Source organism: Janthinobacterium sp. HH104 (assembly GCF_001758715.1).
GTDB lineage: Bacteria > Pseudomonadota > Gammaproteobacteria > Burkholderiales > Burkholderiaceae_D > Janthinobacterium > Janthinobacterium aestuarii.
This window is the reverse complement of sequence record NZ_LRIB01000028.1, coordinates 179,047-193,267: the sequence shown is the minus strand read 5'-3', so window position 1 is coordinate 193,267 and position 14,221 is coordinate 179,047. Positions and strand designations below refer to the sequence as shown.

General features: G+C 61.1%; 14 protein-coding genes and 1 tRNA gene. 11 read left to right on the top strand and 4 right to left on the bottom strand.

Annotation, left to right across the window (positions count from 1 at the left end):
• Positions 1–44 precede the first annotated feature (44 nt).
• A protein-coding gene (locus JAB6_RS11645) for an IS3 family transposase (RefSeq protein ID WP_139143366.1) occupies positions 45–1,207 on the top strand; the annotation gives its coding sequence in 2 pieces (ribosomal slippage) (positions 45–300 and positions 300–1,207; 1,164 coding nt in all).
• Positions 1,208–1,210: 3 nt separating this feature from the next.
• On the opposite strand, the gene JAB6_RS29945 is transcribed toward JAB6_RS11645, so the two are convergent.
• Positions 1,211–1,363, bottom strand: a complete 153-nt coding sequence (locus JAB6_RS29945; protein ID WP_139143362.1) for a helix-turn-helix transcriptional regulator — start codon at positions 1,361–1,363, stop codon at positions 1,211–1,213.
• Positions 1,364–2,279: 916 nt separating this feature from the next.
• On the opposite strand from JAB6_RS29945, the gene JAB6_RS11640 reads away from it, so the two are divergent.
• The 9 genes from JAB6_RS11640 (at position 2,280) to JAB6_RS11600 (ending at position 11,331) form a co-directional block, all read left to right on the top strand.
• Positions 2,280–3,149 carry a head GIN domain-containing protein gene (locus JAB6_RS11640; protein WP_070302908.1) on the top strand — a complete coding sequence of 290 codons (870 nt, stop codon included), beginning with the start codon at positions 2,280–2,282 and terminating at the stop codon, positions 3,147–3,149.
• Positions 3,150–3,218: 69 nt separating this feature from the next.
• Entirely contained in the window at positions 3,219–3,491 is a 273-nt protein-coding gene (locus tag JAB6_RS11635; RefSeq protein WP_070302907.1) for a YkgJ family cysteine cluster protein, read from the top strand.
• A 90-nt stretch (positions 3,492–3,581) separates the two neighbouring features.
• Positions 3,582–4,352 (top strand): DeoR/GlpR family DNA-binding transcription regulator, encoded by a 771-nt coding sequence (locus tag JAB6_RS11630; protein ID WP_070302905.1) that lies wholly within the window; start codon positions 3,582–3,584, stop codon positions 4,350–4,352.
• A gap of 33 nt (positions 4,353–4,385) precedes the next feature.
• A complete protein-coding gene (locus JAB6_RS11625) occupies positions 4,386–5,534 on the top strand; it encodes an MFS transporter (RefSeq protein WP_070302903.1) in 1,149 nt (382 codons plus the stop codon).
• Between the two features lie 168 nt (positions 5,535–5,702).
• Positions 5,703–6,548 carry an undecaprenyl-diphosphate phosphatase gene (locus JAB6_RS11620; protein WP_070302901.1) on the top strand — a complete coding sequence of 282 codons (846 nt, stop codon included), beginning with the start codon at positions 5,703–5,705 and terminating at the stop codon, positions 6,546–6,548.
• Between the two features lie 6 nt (positions 6,549–6,554).
• Complete coding sequence (recQ, locus tag JAB6_RS11615) at positions 6,555–8,378, top strand: DNA helicase RecQ (RefSeq protein ID WP_046684441.1); 1,824 nt, start codon at positions 6,555–6,557, stop codon at positions 8,376–8,378.
• On the top strand, positions 8,378–8,860 hold the full coding sequence (locus JAB6_RS11610; RefSeq protein ID WP_070302900.1) for a hypothetical protein: 483 nt from the start codon (positions 8,378–8,380) through the stop codon (positions 8,858–8,860). Before recQ ends, JAB6_RS11610 begins: the two co-directional genes overlap by 1 nt.
• 44 nt (positions 8,861–8,904) lie before the next feature.
• Positions 8,905–9,882, top strand: a complete 978-nt coding sequence (locus JAB6_RS11605) for a LysR family transcriptional regulator (protein WP_070302899.1) — start codon at positions 8,905–8,907, stop codon at positions 9,880–9,882.
• A 162-nt stretch (positions 9,883–10,044) separates the two neighbouring features.
• The gene (locus JAB6_RS11600) at positions 10,045–11,331 is read left to right on the top strand and encodes a Glu/Leu/Phe/Val dehydrogenase (RefSeq protein WP_034745922.1); all 1,287 of its coding nucleotides are present in this window, start codon (positions 10,045–10,047) and stop codon (positions 11,329–11,331) included.
• Between the two features lie 146 nt (positions 11,332–11,477).
• Here JAB6_RS11600 and galE read toward each other — a convergent pair whose 3' ends face one another.
• The 3 genes from galE to JAB6_RS11585 all read right to left on the bottom strand — a co-directional run bounded on the left by galE (position 11,478) and on the right by JAB6_RS11585 (position 13,492).
• Positions 11,478–12,497 carry a UDP-glucose 4-epimerase GalE gene (gene galE, locus JAB6_RS11595; RefSeq protein WP_070302898.1) on the bottom strand — a complete coding sequence of 340 codons (1,020 nt, stop codon included), beginning with the start codon at positions 12,495–12,497 and terminating at the stop codon, positions 11,478–11,480.
• Between the two features lie 148 nt (positions 12,498–12,645).
• Complete coding sequence (trmB, locus tag JAB6_RS11590; RefSeq protein WP_070302896.1) at positions 12,646–13,326, bottom strand: tRNA (guanosine(46)-N7)-methyltransferase TrmB; 681 nt, start codon at positions 13,324–13,326, stop codon at positions 12,646–12,648.
• A 92-nt stretch (positions 13,327–13,418) separates the two neighbouring features.
• Positions 13,419–13,492: transfer RNA gene (locus JAB6_RS11585), tRNA-Gly, on the bottom strand.
• A 299-nt stretch (positions 13,493–13,791) separates the two neighbouring features.
• Here JAB6_RS11585 and JAB6_RS28950 point away from each other — a divergent pair.
• Positions 13,792–14,031 (top strand): hypothetical protein, encoded by a 240-nt coding sequence (locus JAB6_RS28950; RefSeq protein ID WP_139143361.1) that lies wholly within the window; start codon positions 13,792–13,794, stop codon positions 14,029–14,031.
• The last annotated feature ends 190 nt before the right edge of the window (positions 14,032–14,221 follow it).

The following is a 14,221-nucleotide window of genomic DNA, read 5'->3' as shown; positions in this document are numbered from 1 at the left end:
GGACACTGATTTAGGCGAGAATGCTCGCCATGGAGAGGTGTTTGATGAGTAAGCAAAGACGTACGTTTTCCCCTGAGTTCAAACAGCAGGCGGCATGCCTGGTACTGGACCAAGGATATAGCCATACGGAGGCAAGCCGGTCGGTCGGCATCGGCGAATCAGTGCTGCGCCGCTGGGTGCAGCAGCTTCAGTTGGAGCGGCAAGGCATCACGCCACAGAGTAAGGCAATGACGCCTGATCAGCAGCGAATACAGGAACTCGAAGCGCGCATTGAGCGTCTCGAGCGGGAGAAGTCCATTTTAAAAAAGGCTACCGCGCTCTTGATGTCGGAAGGGATAGAACGTACGAGGTAATCGATCAGATTTGTGGTAACGAATCAATCGAGTTGATCTGCGCGGTGTTCGACGTAGCGCGGTCATGCCTGTACGCGCATCGGGAGCGCGCCCGGCACATTGATGTTGAGCGCATGGCATTGCGTAGCCGCGTGCACGAGCTGTTCGTCGAGAGTCGCAGTTCGGCGGGAAGCCGCAGCATCATGGGCATGATGCGCGAAGAAGGCACGGCAATTGGCCGCTTCAAAGTCAGTCGTTTGATGGAAGAGCTAGGGCTGGTCTGCAAACAGCCTGGCAGCCATGCCTATAAGCAGGCTACGGTGGAGCGGGTCGATATTCCGAACCACCTCAATCGTGAATTCACAGTGGAGGCGCCAAATCAGGCCTGGTGCGGGGACATCACCTATGTCTGGGCGCAAGGCCGATGGTATTACTTGGCAGTGGTGTTGGATTTGTGCGCTCGCCGAGCGGTGGGCTGGGCATTCTCGCTACGGCCCGACGCCGACCTTGTTGTGCAAGCGCTGGAAATGGCTTACGAGCAGCGAGGTCGACCGCAGGGCCTGCTGTTTCATTCGGATCAAGGCAGCCAGTACGCCAGTCGAAAATTCCGTCAGCGCTTGTGGCGCTATCGGATACGACAGAGTATGAGCCGTCGGGGAAATTGTTGGGATAACTCTCCGATGGAACGGCTGTTCCGCAGCTTCAAAACTGAATGGCTGCCGTCAACTGGTTACATGACGGCACAGGAAGCACAACGGGACATCAGCCATTACCTGATGCACCGGTATAACTGGATACGGCCACATCAGTTTAATCACGGATTGGCACCGGCCGTCGCCGAAGAAAAACTTAACGTAGTGTCCGGGATGGGTTGACCACTACAGTCGGTCGAGATTCTCAACTTTCGCAACGTAAGATTGAGGTTTCCCAAGAAATTTCGAAAGTTGCGTTTGAGTAATTTTTTGCCTCACTCTAGCTGCCACTAGGTGCTCTATAAACGTGCAATAGCGAGGATCATGGATAGATTTCATCCACATATCTGAACACTGGGCCCACTTTATCCCAAAATAGGATAATCTACACCAATAGCCCGGTGTTTCATCATTGCAAGATATCACCTGGACAAAAGAAAAATTTCTTTAATAGCAACAATTCTGCCTTTTTTGGCAATACCTTTAGCATTGTCTAAAAATTAATTTGGAACTTTCTATGAATGAGACAAACCCTTCACAATGCTCGGTAGAAGAGTGGGAGAGGCGCTTATCCAATGCAGCACTGCTCTCTAGGCAAGGCCTAGCGTGTGCGCTTTGTGGAGGCACAGGAGGATGGCCAGGACTCCAACGTTTCATTCATTGCAAACCATGCGGAAGTCTTGGTGCAATAGTGCAACCAAAAATGGATCGCACATCAGATTAATCCAAGCCACGACTGCGCTCCCGCTTCCGAGTCTCTAAATACGGCCGTGCGGGGTTGAACCATATGTTTGGTGCGACTATCAGTTCACCGATCAACCAGCAACGGTTTTATACTTTTAGCTCACTCTTGGCAACAAAGACTCCTAACAGCCGAAATCCACGCCAACCCCAAAAATGCTGGTGCAAACTGATATGTCGTTTGGACATGGCCGTGCAATCTGATGTGTCGTTCCGTGCAATATGATGTGTCGTCTTTTTCTGTAAGCCATTGATTTTTTGAGTACACGCGTGCAAGTGGATGTGTCGTCCAACGCGGGCACGCCGAATACAGGCATTGTACGCTCCGTGCCGACGCCGGGCCTGCGGCGCCGGGTGAAGCAGAATGCGTTTCAGTCCCCATTTTGCGCAGTTCATCGCATTTCCACTCAGCAAGCGTATCCGATTTGCTACCTTGTCATCGACAGCACGGCAGCCGCGGCGCGGCAGCCGGCTTTTTCTGTTCCCAAACTAAAACAATCATAAAGGAAACACCATGCGTACCTTGCTGACCCTGTGCTGTGCCGTTGCCCTTGGCGGTTGCGCCATCGTCATCAACCCCAACGATGGCGAAGTGCGCCATGTCGACACGGGTGGCAATGCCATCCAGGGCAACGAGCAAGTGAGCCGCGACGTGCGCCAGGTCAGCAACATCAGCACGCTCGACATCGACAGCATGAAACGCATCGATATCAAGATCGACGTGCGCGTCGGGCCAGCTGCATCGCTGGTGATCGAAGCGGACAGCAATCTGCAGCCGCGCATCCATAGCGAAGTGAGCGGCAATACCCTGCGCATCTGGAGCGATACGAACATTCGTAGTAGCAATGGCATCCACGTCATCTACACGACGCCGCAATTGAAGAAGATCACCATTTCCGGCTCGGGCCGCCTGGTGGCCAGCGGTTTCAATGGCGACGATTTCAGCCTGGAACAACGCGGTTCGATGAAGAGTGAACTGTCGGGCACCGTGGGACGCTTCGACGTGGCCAACAATGGTTCCGGCAGCATCAACGCGGCGGCCCTCGCCAGCGGCAACACGGACGCGGTGCAGAACGGTTCGGGCAACATCCAGCTGGGCAATGTGCGCGGCGAGCGCGTCAACGTGGCTGTCAACGGCTCGGGCAGCATCAGCGCCAGCGGCGCCGTACAGCGCCTCGACGCCAACGTGAATGGTTCGGGCGATATCAACCTGGCCGCCCTGCGCAGCGACGTTGCCTATCTGGCGAGCAACGGTTCCGGCGACGTCGATGTCACCGTCCAGAATGAAGTCAACGCCCGCGCCAGCGGTTCCGGCCGTATCACCGTGCATGGCGATCCGGCCCGCCGCACACTGTCGGGCAAGCGCGTCAGCATCGTGCGCTGAACGCGCCTTGGCGACGCATGGGAGCCGGCTTGCTATACTGTCGGCTCCTCACCGCTCGCCTGAAATCCCATGTCACCCTCCGCCACCCTGGCATGCCGTCCTTCCTGCGGCGCCTGCTGCACCGCACCGTCCATCACCAGCCCGATTCCTGGCATGCCGGATGGAAAACCCGCGGGCGTGCGCTGCGTACAGCTGGCTGACGACAACCGCTGCAAGATCTTTGGCCGGCCGGAACGGCCCGCGTTTTGCGGCGGCTTGCAGCCATCCGAGGACATGTGCGGCAACAGCCGCGAACACGCGATTAGCTGGCTGGCCGAGCTGGAACGGCTGACGGCGCCCTGAACGGCGCGGCGGCGGCTGGCAGATAACGGTTGACCACATCTGCACGTTTGCGTATATTCATGCACATTCCTGCACGTTTACAAGTTCACCATGTCCGCCACCCTGCTCCTCAAACAACGCCACGCGCTGATCCAGCAACAATTGCACGCCGATGGTCGCGTGCTGGCACTGGACCTGGCGCGCCAGCTCGACGTTTCCGAAGATACGATACGCCGCGACCTGCGCGAGATGGCGGCGGCCGGCCTGTGCCAGCGCGTGTATGGCGGCGCGCTGCCGCTGGCGCCCGACGGCGGCACCTTGACGCAGCGCAAGCAGGAAGCGCCCGAACGCAAGGCGCGCCTGGCGCAGGCCGCCGTGTCGCTCGTGCGCGCGGGCCAGGTATTGTTTTTTGATGCGGGTTCAACCAACCTGGCCATCGCCAGCGCCTTGCCAGAGTTGGCGCTCACTGTCATCACCAATGCGCCTGCGATCGCCATGGCACTGATGGAACGCCCGGAAATCGAACTGATCATGGCTGGCGGCCGGGTCGACCGCCGCGCGGGCGCCAGCCTGGGTCCGCAAGCCTTGCGCACGGTCGAGCGCATGCATCCCGACCTGTGCTTCCTCGGTGCCTGCGGCGCCGATGCGGACGCGGGCGTGACGGCATTCAACTACGACGAGGCCGAGTTCAAGCGCAGCATCGCCGGTGCCAGCAAGGCGGTAGTGGTCGCCGTCACCAGCGACAAGCTGGGCACGGCCGCGCCATTCGGCGTGCTGGCCACGGGCTTGCTGCAGCACCTGGTGCTGGAAGCCGATGCCGATGCGGCCCACGTGGCCGCCTTTGAACGGCTGGGCGTGCAGATCTTGCGCGCCCGCGCCTGATTTTATCCACCCGACTCTTGAAAAGCTCCCCCCATGCATCTCACAGGAATCCTGCAACAACGCGCCACGCGCCTGGTTTTCTTTGCCGCCGGCCTCGGCATGGCCGCCTGGGCCCCGCTGGTTCCCTACGCCAAGTCGCGCCTGGGCCTCGATGAAGCCACGCTCGGCATTTTGCTGCTGTGCCTGGGCGCAGGCTCGCTGTGCGCGATGCCGTTCACGGGCATGCTCACGGCACGCTTCGGTTGCCGCAAGGTCATCGTCTGCGCCGGCCTGCTGCTGACCGCCGTCTTGCCCGGCCTGGCGCTGGCCGCCACGCCGTTGCAATTGGGTCTGGTGCTGCTGGTGTTCGGCGCGGCCATGGGCACGTTTGACGTGGCCATCAACATCCAGGCCGTGATCATCGAAAAAGCCAACGGCGGCGCCATGATGTCGGGCTTTCATGCGCTGTTCAGCGTGGGCGGCTTTGCCGGCGCGGCCTGCATGGCCCTGCTGCTGTGGCTGGGCCTGACGCCGGCCTGGTCCTGCGTCGTGGTGATGTTGCTGTTGTGCGGCGTGCTGGGCGCGGCGCAGGGCCATCTGCTGCCCACGGCGTCCGCAACCGGCGAAAAGACGCCGCTGTTCGTCATGCCGCATGGCGCCGTCATTTTCATCGGCCTGCTGTGCTTTATCGTCTTCCTGGCCGAAGGTGCGATCCTCGACTGGAGCGCCCTGTTCCTCACCACCACGCGCGGCGTGGAAGAAGCCAAAGGCGGCCTCGGCTACGCTGCCTTCGCCATCGCCATGACGGTGGGCCGCTTCACGGGTGACAAGGTGGTCAGCCGCTTTGGCGGCAAGCGGGTGCTTACTTTTGGCGGCTTGTGCGCGGCGGCAGGCTTCTTCCTGGCCGTGCTGGCGCCGCATGCCAGCCTGGCCATGCTTGGGTTCGTGCTGATCGGCCTCGGTGCGGCAAACATCGTGCCCATCCTGTTTACGGCGGCGGGCCAGCAACATGCCATGCCGGCCAGCCTGGCGGTGGCGGCCATCACCACCATCGGCTATGCGGGCATCCTGGCCGGTCCGGCCGTGATCGGCTTCGTGGCGCACGCTACCAGCCTGAATATCGCCTTCGCCATGCTGGGCGCCGCCCTGCTGCTGGTGGCGGCCAGCGCGCGCCTGGTGGCGCCGGCAAAACAGGCTTCCTGAACCCTTCCCTTGCCTGGCTGGCAGCGGCAAAAAACCGCTGTCCGCCAGCGCCCAAATCGGCTAGCCGGGCCTGCGGCATGGTAAGCTTCGACCCCGCGCACATTGCGGGCGCCGCACACTCACCCCATCCTGTCACTTATACCCGTACTTATACCCTTTTATACATCTATGGATCTCATTCTTGCGTTAAAAGCCATCATCATGGGGCTGGTCGAAGGTTTTACCGAATTCTTGCCGATTTCGTCCACCGGTCATCTGATCCTGGCCGGCAGCCTGCTCGACTTTACCAAGGATGTATCGAAAGAAGTCATGGATGTCTTCGAGATCGCCATCCAGGCCGGCGCCATCCTGGCCGTGTGCTGGGAATACCGCCAGCGCATCGGCAGCGTGCTGACCACCTTTGGCAGCGAAGCGAAGTCGCGCAAGTTCGTGCTGAACGTGGCCATCGCCTTCCTGCCGCTGGCCGTCATCGGTCTGGCGATTGGCAAGATGATCAAGCATGCGCTGTTCAAACCAGTACCGGTGGCCATGGCCTTCATCATCGGCGGCATCGTGATTTTGCTGGTGGAGCGCCGCGCGCGCACCAATCCCGTCACCGTGCGCGTCAACTCGGTCGATGAAATGACGCCATTCGACGCCTTGAAAGTGGGCTGCGCGCAGGCGTTCGCGCTGATTCCCGGCACCAGCCGCTCCGGCTCGACCATCATTGGCGGCATGCTGCTGGGCCTGTCGCGCAAGACGGCCACGGAATTCTCGTTCTTCCTGGCCATCCCCACCCTGCTGGCGGCCACCTTCTACTCGCTGTACAAGGCGCGCGATATCCTGTCGGCCACCGACGTGCCCCTGTTCGGCCTGGGCACCGTGTCCGCCTTCATCTCCGCCTTCCTGTGCGTGCGCTGGCTGCTGCGCTATATCAGCTCGCACGACTTCACGTTTTTCGCCTGGTACCGCATTGTGTTCGGCTTGCTGGTGTTGGCCAGCGCCCACTACGGCTGGGTTGTTTGGGCAGAATAAGGCACTATGAATCAAGATCTTAACCAGCGCGCGCTGCACCTGCTGCAAACCGTTTTCGGCTACCCGGCCTTCCGAGGCCAGCAAGCCGACATCGTCGACCACGTCAGCCATGGCGGCGACGCGCTGGTACTGATGCCCACGGGCGGCGGCAAGTCGCTGTGCTATCAGATTCCCGCGCTGCTGCGCGATGGCGTCGGCGTCGTCGTCTCGCCTTTGATCGCGCTGATGCAGGACCAGGTGGACGCTTTGGCCGAAGTCGGCGTGCGCGCCGCCTTCCTCAATTCCACGCAAACCTACGAAGAAGCGAGCCGCATCGAGCGCCTGGTGCGCACGGGCGGCATCGATGTCGTCTACGTGGCGCCCGAGCGCCTGATGACGCAGCGTTGCCTGGACCTGTTCCAGGCCTCGAAGATCTCCCTGTTCGCCATCGACGAGGCGCATTGCGTGGCCCAGTGGGGCCACGACTTCCGTCCCGAATACATCAAGCTGTCTGTGCTGCACGAGCAGTTCCCGGACGTGCCGCGCATCGCGCTCACCGCCACGGCCGACCCGCAGACGCGCGCCGAAATCGCCTTGCGTTTGCAGCTGGAAGACGCGCGCCAGTTCGTCTCGTCCTTCGACCGCCCGAACATCCGCTACCAGATCGTGGAAAAGGCGAATGGCCGCAAGCAGCTGCTCGACTTCATCAACACGGAACACGCGGGCGACTGCGGCATCGTATACTGCCTGTCGCGCAAAAAAGTCGAAGAGACGGCGGAATTTCTGAACCAGAGCGGTATCCGCGCCCTGCCGTATCACGCCGGCATGGAGTACGCCAAGCGCAGTGCCAACCAGGCGCGCTTCCTGCGTGAAGAAAACATCGTCATGGTCGCCACCATCGCCTTCGGCATGGGTATCGACAAGCCCGACGTGCGCTTCGTGGCCCACCTGGATCTGCCGAAAAGCATCGAGGGCTATTACCAGGAAACGGGGCGCGCGGGCCGCGACGGCATGGCCGCCAACGCCTGGATGGCCTACGGCCTGCAGGACGTGGTGCTGCAGCGGCGCATGATCGACGAGTCCGAAGCGGACGACACCTTCAAGCGTGTGCTGGGCGTGAAACTCGACGCCATGCTGGGCCTGTGCGAAACGCTCAGCTGCCGGCGCATGCGATTGCTCGAATACTTCGGCGAACCGGCTTCGCCGTGCGGCAATTGCGACACCTGTTTGGTGCCGCCCGTATCGTTCGACGGCACGGTGCCCGTGCAAAAACTGCTGTCGGCCATCTACCGCGTCGACCAGCGCTTCGCCGGCGGCCACGTGATCGACGTGCTGCGCGGCGTGGAATCGGAACGCATCAAGACCTGGCACCACGATTCCTTGTCGGTGTTTGGCATCGGCTCGGACCTGGGCGAGGCGGAATGGAAATCGATCCTGCGCCAGGCCATCGCGCTGGGTCTCGTCTCGGTCGACCATGAACAATACAGCTCGCTGAAACTGACGGACGCCTCGCGCCCCGTGCTCAAGGGCGGCCAGAAAGTACAGCTGCGCCAGTACCAGAAACCGGTGAAAACCAGCAAGCGCAGCACCAGCGTGGCGAAGGGCTATGTGGAGACGGATTTGTCCACCAGCGAACAGGCGATCTTCGACAAGCTGCGCTGGTGGCGCGTGGAGACGGCGCGCACGCACAACGTGCCCGCCTATGTGATTTTCGTCGATGCCACCTTGCGTGAAATCGCCAAAGCCAAGCCCACTTCGCTCGAGCAGATGCGCGGCGTGAGCGGCGTGGGCGAGAAAAAACTGGCCTCGTACGGCGACGAAATCGTCGCCATGATTCTGGAGATGATTTGATGGAAGCACTCTCGCCGGACCTGATCTATCAGGCCGTGAAAATCCTGGGCGCCCAGCCTGACGCCGACGATGCGGTGGAAGCGCAAGTACGCGCCTTGGTGCAGGACGACCTCACCGTGCGCCGCCTGGCCGACGTGGTGCCGGAAGCTTTCGGCCTGGTGCTGGCGTCGCACCTTCCCGGCGCTGAAAACATGACCCTGCCCGACACGTTCTGCGCCCAGGACGAAGACGGCGAATGGGTGGAGTTCCCCTTGCGCCGCGAGCCGATCTTTGTCGTCGCCGCGGATATCGCCCAGCACACTTTCCACAACGGCCCGCGCGCGCTGCTGCAAAACCTGGCCGACCGCAGCTCCCTGCTGGCGGCCATCAACAAGGGCTTGAACGCGGGCGGCTCGCTCGATGGCACGACCCTGGGTCCGCCGTCCTTCTTTGGCCTGCCCGCCGCGCTGTACCAGCCGGCGGCATCGCCCGAGACGCCCTGACCACTTTACCTTGCCTTTGCCCTTGATAACGGAACGGTCCCGCGATGGAAACCAAATGGCTGGAAGACTTCATCTCGCTCGCTGAAACACATAATTTCAGCCGTTCCGCAGCCCTGCGCCACGTGACCCAGCCCGCCTTTTCGCGGCGCATCCAGTCGCTGGAAAACTGGCTCGGCATCGACCTGGTCGACCGCACCTCCTACCCGACGCGATTGACGCCGGCCGGCGCCGTGTTCTACGAGCAGGCACTGGAAATGCTGGGACAGATCAACGGCGTGCGCGCCCTGTTGCGCGGCAAGCGGGCGGCCACGCAAACGAGCGTCGATTTCGCCGTGCCGCATACCCTGTCGCTGACCTTCATGCCGAAGTGGCTGACGGCGCTGGAAGAGGGTTTCGCGCCGATCAACAGCCGCCTGATGGCCCTGAACGTGCACGACGCCGTGCTGCAGCTGGTCGACGGCGGCTGCGACCTGCTGCTGTGCTACCACCATCCGCGCCAACCGGTGCAGCTGGATCCCGGCCGCTACGACATGCTGGTGATGGGCCGCGAAACCCTGCGCGCGTATGCGCGCTGCGGCCAGGACAAGGTGCCGGACTTCGTCCTGCCAGGCAGCGCCAAGGAGCCGCTGCCCTTCCTTTCCTACACCAGCAACGCCTACCTGGGACGCATGGTGGAATTGCTGCTGGCCGACGCCAAGGCGCCACTGTTCCTGGAAACCTGCTACGAAACGGACATGGCCGAAGGCCTCAAAATGATGGCCCTGGAAGGCCGCGGCATCGCCTTCCTGCCCGAATCGGCCGTCATGCGCGACGTCAAATACAAGCATCTGGCACGCGCCGACGGCGGAGCGCCAGGCTGGGAAATCGAGCTGGAAATCCGTTTATATCGCGAGCGCCCATCGAGCCTGCGCCCTGGCAAGCAGATCGTCGAAAGCCTGTGGCAGTACCTGGTGCAGGCGCAAGATGGCAAAGCGCGCATGGGCAAGCGCCGCAAGCGCGCAGCCGAGGCTGCCCGATCCTGACTGGCAATCCTGGCAATATAACTATGCAATAAATGCATAACCGGATGCGCACAAAGCATTGGCCGGGGCATGAGGCTATCGCCTACGATGCGGTTCCGCTGCGCGCAGCTGCATCTCGGCTGTGCCTCTAACGTATTCGTATTGTCCAGGAGCTTATCAAGCATGACCAGCAAGCACGCACTTCCTTCCTACCTCAATCCTGAAGACCTTGGCCCATGGGGCGTCTACCTCGAGCAGATCGACCGCGTTACGCCATACCTGGGCAACCTGTCGCGCTGGGTGGAAACGCTGAAGCGTCCAAAGCGCATCCTGACGGTCGACGTGCCTATCGAGCGCGATGACGGCACCATTGCCCACTACGAAGGCTACCGCGTGCAGCACAATCTGTCGCGCGGCCCGGGCAAAGGCGGCGTGCGCTTCCACCAGGACGTGACCCTGTCGGAAGTGATGGCCCTGTCGGCCTGGATGACGGTCAAGAATGCAGCGGTCAACGTGCCATACGGCGGCGCCAAGGGCGGTATCCGTGTCGATCCGAAGACCCTGTCGCGCAACGAACTGCAACGCCTGACCCGCCGCTACACGAGCGAGATCAGCATGATCATCGGACCGAACAAGGATATCCCGGCGCCGGACGTCAACACGAATGAACAAGTCATGGCGTGGATGATGGACAGCTACGCCATGATCGGCGGCAATATGTCGACCGGCGTGGTGACGGGCAAGCCAATCTCGCTGGGCGGCAGCCTGGGCCGCCGCGACGCGACGGGCCGCGGCGTATTCGTCGTCGGTTGCGATGCGGCCGCCAAGGTCGGCATGTCGCTCGAAGGCGCAAAAGTCATCGTGCAAGGTTTCGGCAACGTGGGCGGCGTCGCTGCCCGCATGTTCGCTGAAGCCGGCTCGAAAGTGGTCGCGGTACAAGACCACAAAACGACCGTCGTGCACTCCGGCGGCTTGAACATCCCGCAATTGCTGGCACACGTGGCCGAAGTGGGCAGCGTCGAAGGCTTCCCGGGCGCCGAGGCATTCGTGCCACGCGAAGATTTCTGGGGCATCGATTGCGACATCCTGATCCCGGCCGCGCTGGAACAGCAGATCACGGCTGAACGCGCACAAGTCATCCGCGCCAAGATCATCCTGGAAGGCGCCAACGGCCCGACCCTGCCGGCAGCGGACGACATCCTGACCGACCGCGGCGTGCTGATCGTGCCGGACGTGCTGGCCAACGCCGGCGGCGTGACCGTCAGCTACTTCGAGTGGGCGCAGAACTTCTCGAGCTTCTTCTGGACGGAAGAAGAAATCAACAGCCGCCTGACCCGCATCATGCGCGAAGCGTTCGACTCGGTATGGCAAGTGTCGCAAGAGAAGAAAGTGTCGATGCGTACCGCCACCTTCATCCTGGCGTGCACGCGCGTGCTGCAGGCTCGCGAAGTGCGCGGTCTGTATCCATAATGGCTGCCTGAGAAAATGCCTGGGGCGTAGTTGCTTCGCCTCGCCCCAGACATTTTTCAGGCGCCATTGGGTTGCTGGCGCTCTAAAAAAATCCCGCCACACTGACGTGTGAGCGGGATTTTTTATATCTGGCCTGGCGGACTTTTTTACGCCGCGTAGCCTTGCGGGTTCTGGTGCTGCCAGCGCCAGTGGTCGCGGCACATGTCGTCGATGTTTTTCTGCGCTTGCCAGCCCAGCAATTGCTTCGCCTTGTCGGCCGAGGCGTAGCAGCTGGCGATATCGCCGGGGCGGCGCGGCACGATCTCGTAAGGAACTTTGCGGCCGCTGGCGGCCTCGAAGGCGCGTACGGTGTCAAGCACGCTGTAGCCGTGGCCCGTGCCCAGGTTGACGGTAAAGCCGCCCTCGGTGGAAAACAGGCGATTCAACGCGGCCACGTGGCCCAGCGCCAGGTCGACCACGTGGATGTAGTCGCGCACGCCCGTGCCGTCCGGCGTATCGTAGTCGTTGCCGAACACAGCCAGGCGCTCGCGGCGGCCCACGGCCACCTGGGCGATGAAAGGCATCAGGTTGTTCGGGATGCCGGCCGGATCTTCGCCGATCAAGCCGCTGGTATGCGCGCCAACGGGGTTAAAGTAGCGCAGCACGCCGACTTGCCACTGCGCATCGGCATGCACGAGATCGGCCAGTATCTGCTCGACCATCAGCTTGGAGCGGCCGTACGGGTTCGTCACGGACAGGCGCGACGATTCCAGGATCGGCAAGGCTTCCGGGTCGCCATACACGGTGGCCGACGAGCTGAACACAAAACGCTTCACGTTCGCCGCCGCCAGCACTTCCAACAGGGCCACGGTGCCCGATACATTGTTATCCATATACATCAGTGGCTGCGCCACGGATTCGCCCACCGCTTTCAAGCCTGCGAAATGGATCACGGCATCGATGGTGTGCTCGCGCAGGACGGCGGCCATGGCCGTGCGGTCGCGCACGTCCGCCTCATAGAAGGGCACGCTTTTGCCGGCAATGCGCTCCACACGCGCCATCGCTTCGCGCGCGCTGTTGCACAGATTATCCACCGCGACTACCTCGAAACCGGCAGCCAGCAATTCGACACAGGTATGCGAACCGATGAAACCGGATGCGCCGGTCACGAGTATTTTCTTGGACATAATATCAATCAATGCAAAAAAGATAAGACTACCGTAATTCGCCCACCTTGCCTAGCCAGCGCACGATAGCGCGTACATAAAAAAGCCTGCGGCGTCGCCGCGGCAGGCTTTTTCTCGTGCCAACGGCACAGGTGGGAAAACCGCCAGGTTATTTCTTGATGAACACCAGGTCCCACACGCCATGGCCCAGCTTCAAGCCGCGGTTTTCAAACTTGGTCAGTGGACGATACGCGGGTTGGGGCGCGTAGCCCTCAGCGCTATTGCGCAGTTGCGGCTCGGCGCCCAGCACTTCCAGCATTTGCACCGCGTAATCTTCCCAGTCGGTGGCGCAATGCAGATAGCCGCCCGGCGCCAGACGATCGGTCAATTGCTTGACGAACGGCGACTGGATCAGGCGGCGCTTGTTGTGGCGCGCCTTGTGCCATGGATCGGGGAAGAACACGTGGATACCGGCCAGCGAATTGGCAGGAATCATGTGCGTCAGCACTTCCACGGCATCGTGCTGCAACAGGCGCAGATTCGTCAGCGACTCTTCGCCGATCAGCTTCAACAGGCTGCCAACACCGGGCGTATGCACTTCCACGCCGATGAAATCCTTCTCCGGCATGGCCTTGGCGATATGCGCCGTCGTCGCGCCCATGCCAAAGCCGATCTCCAGGATGACGGGCGCCTTACGGCCGAAGACCTGCTCGAAGTCCATGGACTCCTTGGCGAAAGGCAGCAGGAACTGCGGCCCCAGGGTCTCGAGCGCGCGCGCCTGCGCGACAGACAGCCGTCCCGCGCGGGTCACGAAACTGCGGATGCGGTGTTCGGTCGGATCGTACATCATCGGCCGCACCGGGCCGTTTGCTGGGGTATCAGAAGACATGGGAATGAGGAAAATAGTGGCCGCGCCGCACAAAACCAGGCGCCAGCGGGAAATGGAGCGGGTGAAGGGAATCGAACCCTCGTCGTAAGCTTGGGAAGCTTCTGCTCTACCATTGAGCTACACCCGCGAAGCCTGCATTTTACGCGCGATGGCAAGGACTTGGCAAACTTGTGCGGCGCTGTCGAATTCATCAGGAACTCTCGCGACATTGAATAAAAAGATAAGACGGCCGCATCGGCGAGGTAGCGTTTTTGTTAATAAAGAACAACATCACAGGCTGCCAGGCACGGTGAATGGTCCGGTATACGGCTAAAATAGAATAAATTATTGTCACCGTGAACGGTGTGGCGCAGACTAGCAAGAGAAATGTTGCTACAATCGCGTGACAGTTTAGCATTCCCGCTGTTCAACCTAAAAGGATATCCCATGAAGAAAATTCTGATCGCTTCGGCAATCCTGTGCTTCGCTTCCGCACAAGCCATGGCTCAATCGGCACCAGCTCCTGCACCAGCAGCAGCTGCACCAGCAGCTGGCGCTGCTGCCGGCACCACCGTTGCCGGCCTGAGCGTCAGCACCATGATCGCAATCGGCGCAGCAGTTGCCGTTGTGGCCGGTGCCGCCAGCTCGGATTCGACCACCGCGCACACCACCCCAACCCACCATTAATACCTGGCTGCCCAGGCAGCGACAGGTAGGTCCATTCTGCAGCTTGATCTCAAGCCGAAAGATGAAGGCCTGGTACCGCAATAGTTGACATACTCAAATATCTTAGCTATTGCAATAAAAGCCCTTTTCATTTGAAAACGGGCTTTTTTACTTTTTATCCAACATCAAAAAGATTGGCAGCAGTCTTTCT

Excerpts from the sequence above, each read along its gene's own strand:
- galE (WP_070302898.1), bottom strand. The coding sequence starts at position 12,497 with ATGTCCAAGAAAATACTCGTGACCGGCGCATCCGGTTTCATCGGTTCG.
- recQ (WP_046684441.1), top strand. The coding sequence starts at position 6,555 with ATGAATCAAGATCTTAACCAGCGCGCGCTGCACCTGCTGCAAACCGTT.
- JAB6_RS11605 (WP_070302899.1), top strand. The coding sequence starts at position 8,905 with ATGGAAACCAAATGGCTGGAAGACTTCATCTCGCTCGCTGAAACACAT.
- JAB6_RS11640 (WP_070302908.1), top strand. The coding sequence starts at position 2,280 with ATGCGTACCTTGCTGACCCTGTGCTGTGCCGTTGCCCTTGGCGGTTGC.
- JAB6_RS29945 (WP_139143362.1), bottom strand. The coding sequence starts at position 1,363 with ATGAAATCTATCCATGATCCTCGCTATTGCACGTTTATAGAGCACCTA.
- JAB6_RS11620 (WP_070302901.1), top strand. The coding sequence starts at position 5,703 with ATGGATCTCATTCTTGCGTTAAAAGCCATCATCATGGGGCTGGTCGAA.
- trmB (WP_070302896.1), bottom strand. The coding sequence starts at position 13,326 with ATGATGTACGATCCGACCGAACACCGCATCCGCAGTTTCGTGACCCGC.
- JAB6_RS11635 (WP_070302907.1), top strand. The coding sequence starts at position 3,219 with ATGTCACCCTCCGCCACCCTGGCATGCCGTCCTTCCTGCGGCGCCTGC.
- JAB6_RS11610 (WP_070302900.1), top strand. The coding sequence starts at position 8,378 with ATGGAAGCACTCTCGCCGGACCTGATCTATCAGGCCGTGAAAATCCTG.
- JAB6_RS28950 (WP_139143361.1), top strand. The coding sequence starts at position 13,792 with ATGAAGAAAATTCTGATCGCTTCGGCAATCCTGTGCTTCGCTTCCGCA.
- JAB6_RS11630 (WP_070302905.1), top strand. The coding sequence starts at position 3,582 with ATGTCCGCCACCCTGCTCCTCAAACAACGCCACGCGCTGATCCAGCAA.
- JAB6_RS11600 (WP_034745922.1), top strand. The coding sequence starts at position 10,045 with ATGACCAGCAAGCACGCACTTCCTTCCTACCTCAATCCTGAAGACCTT.
- JAB6_RS11625 (WP_070302903.1), top strand. The coding sequence starts at position 4,386 with ATGCATCTCACAGGAATCCTGCAACAACGCGCCACGCGCCTGGTTTTC.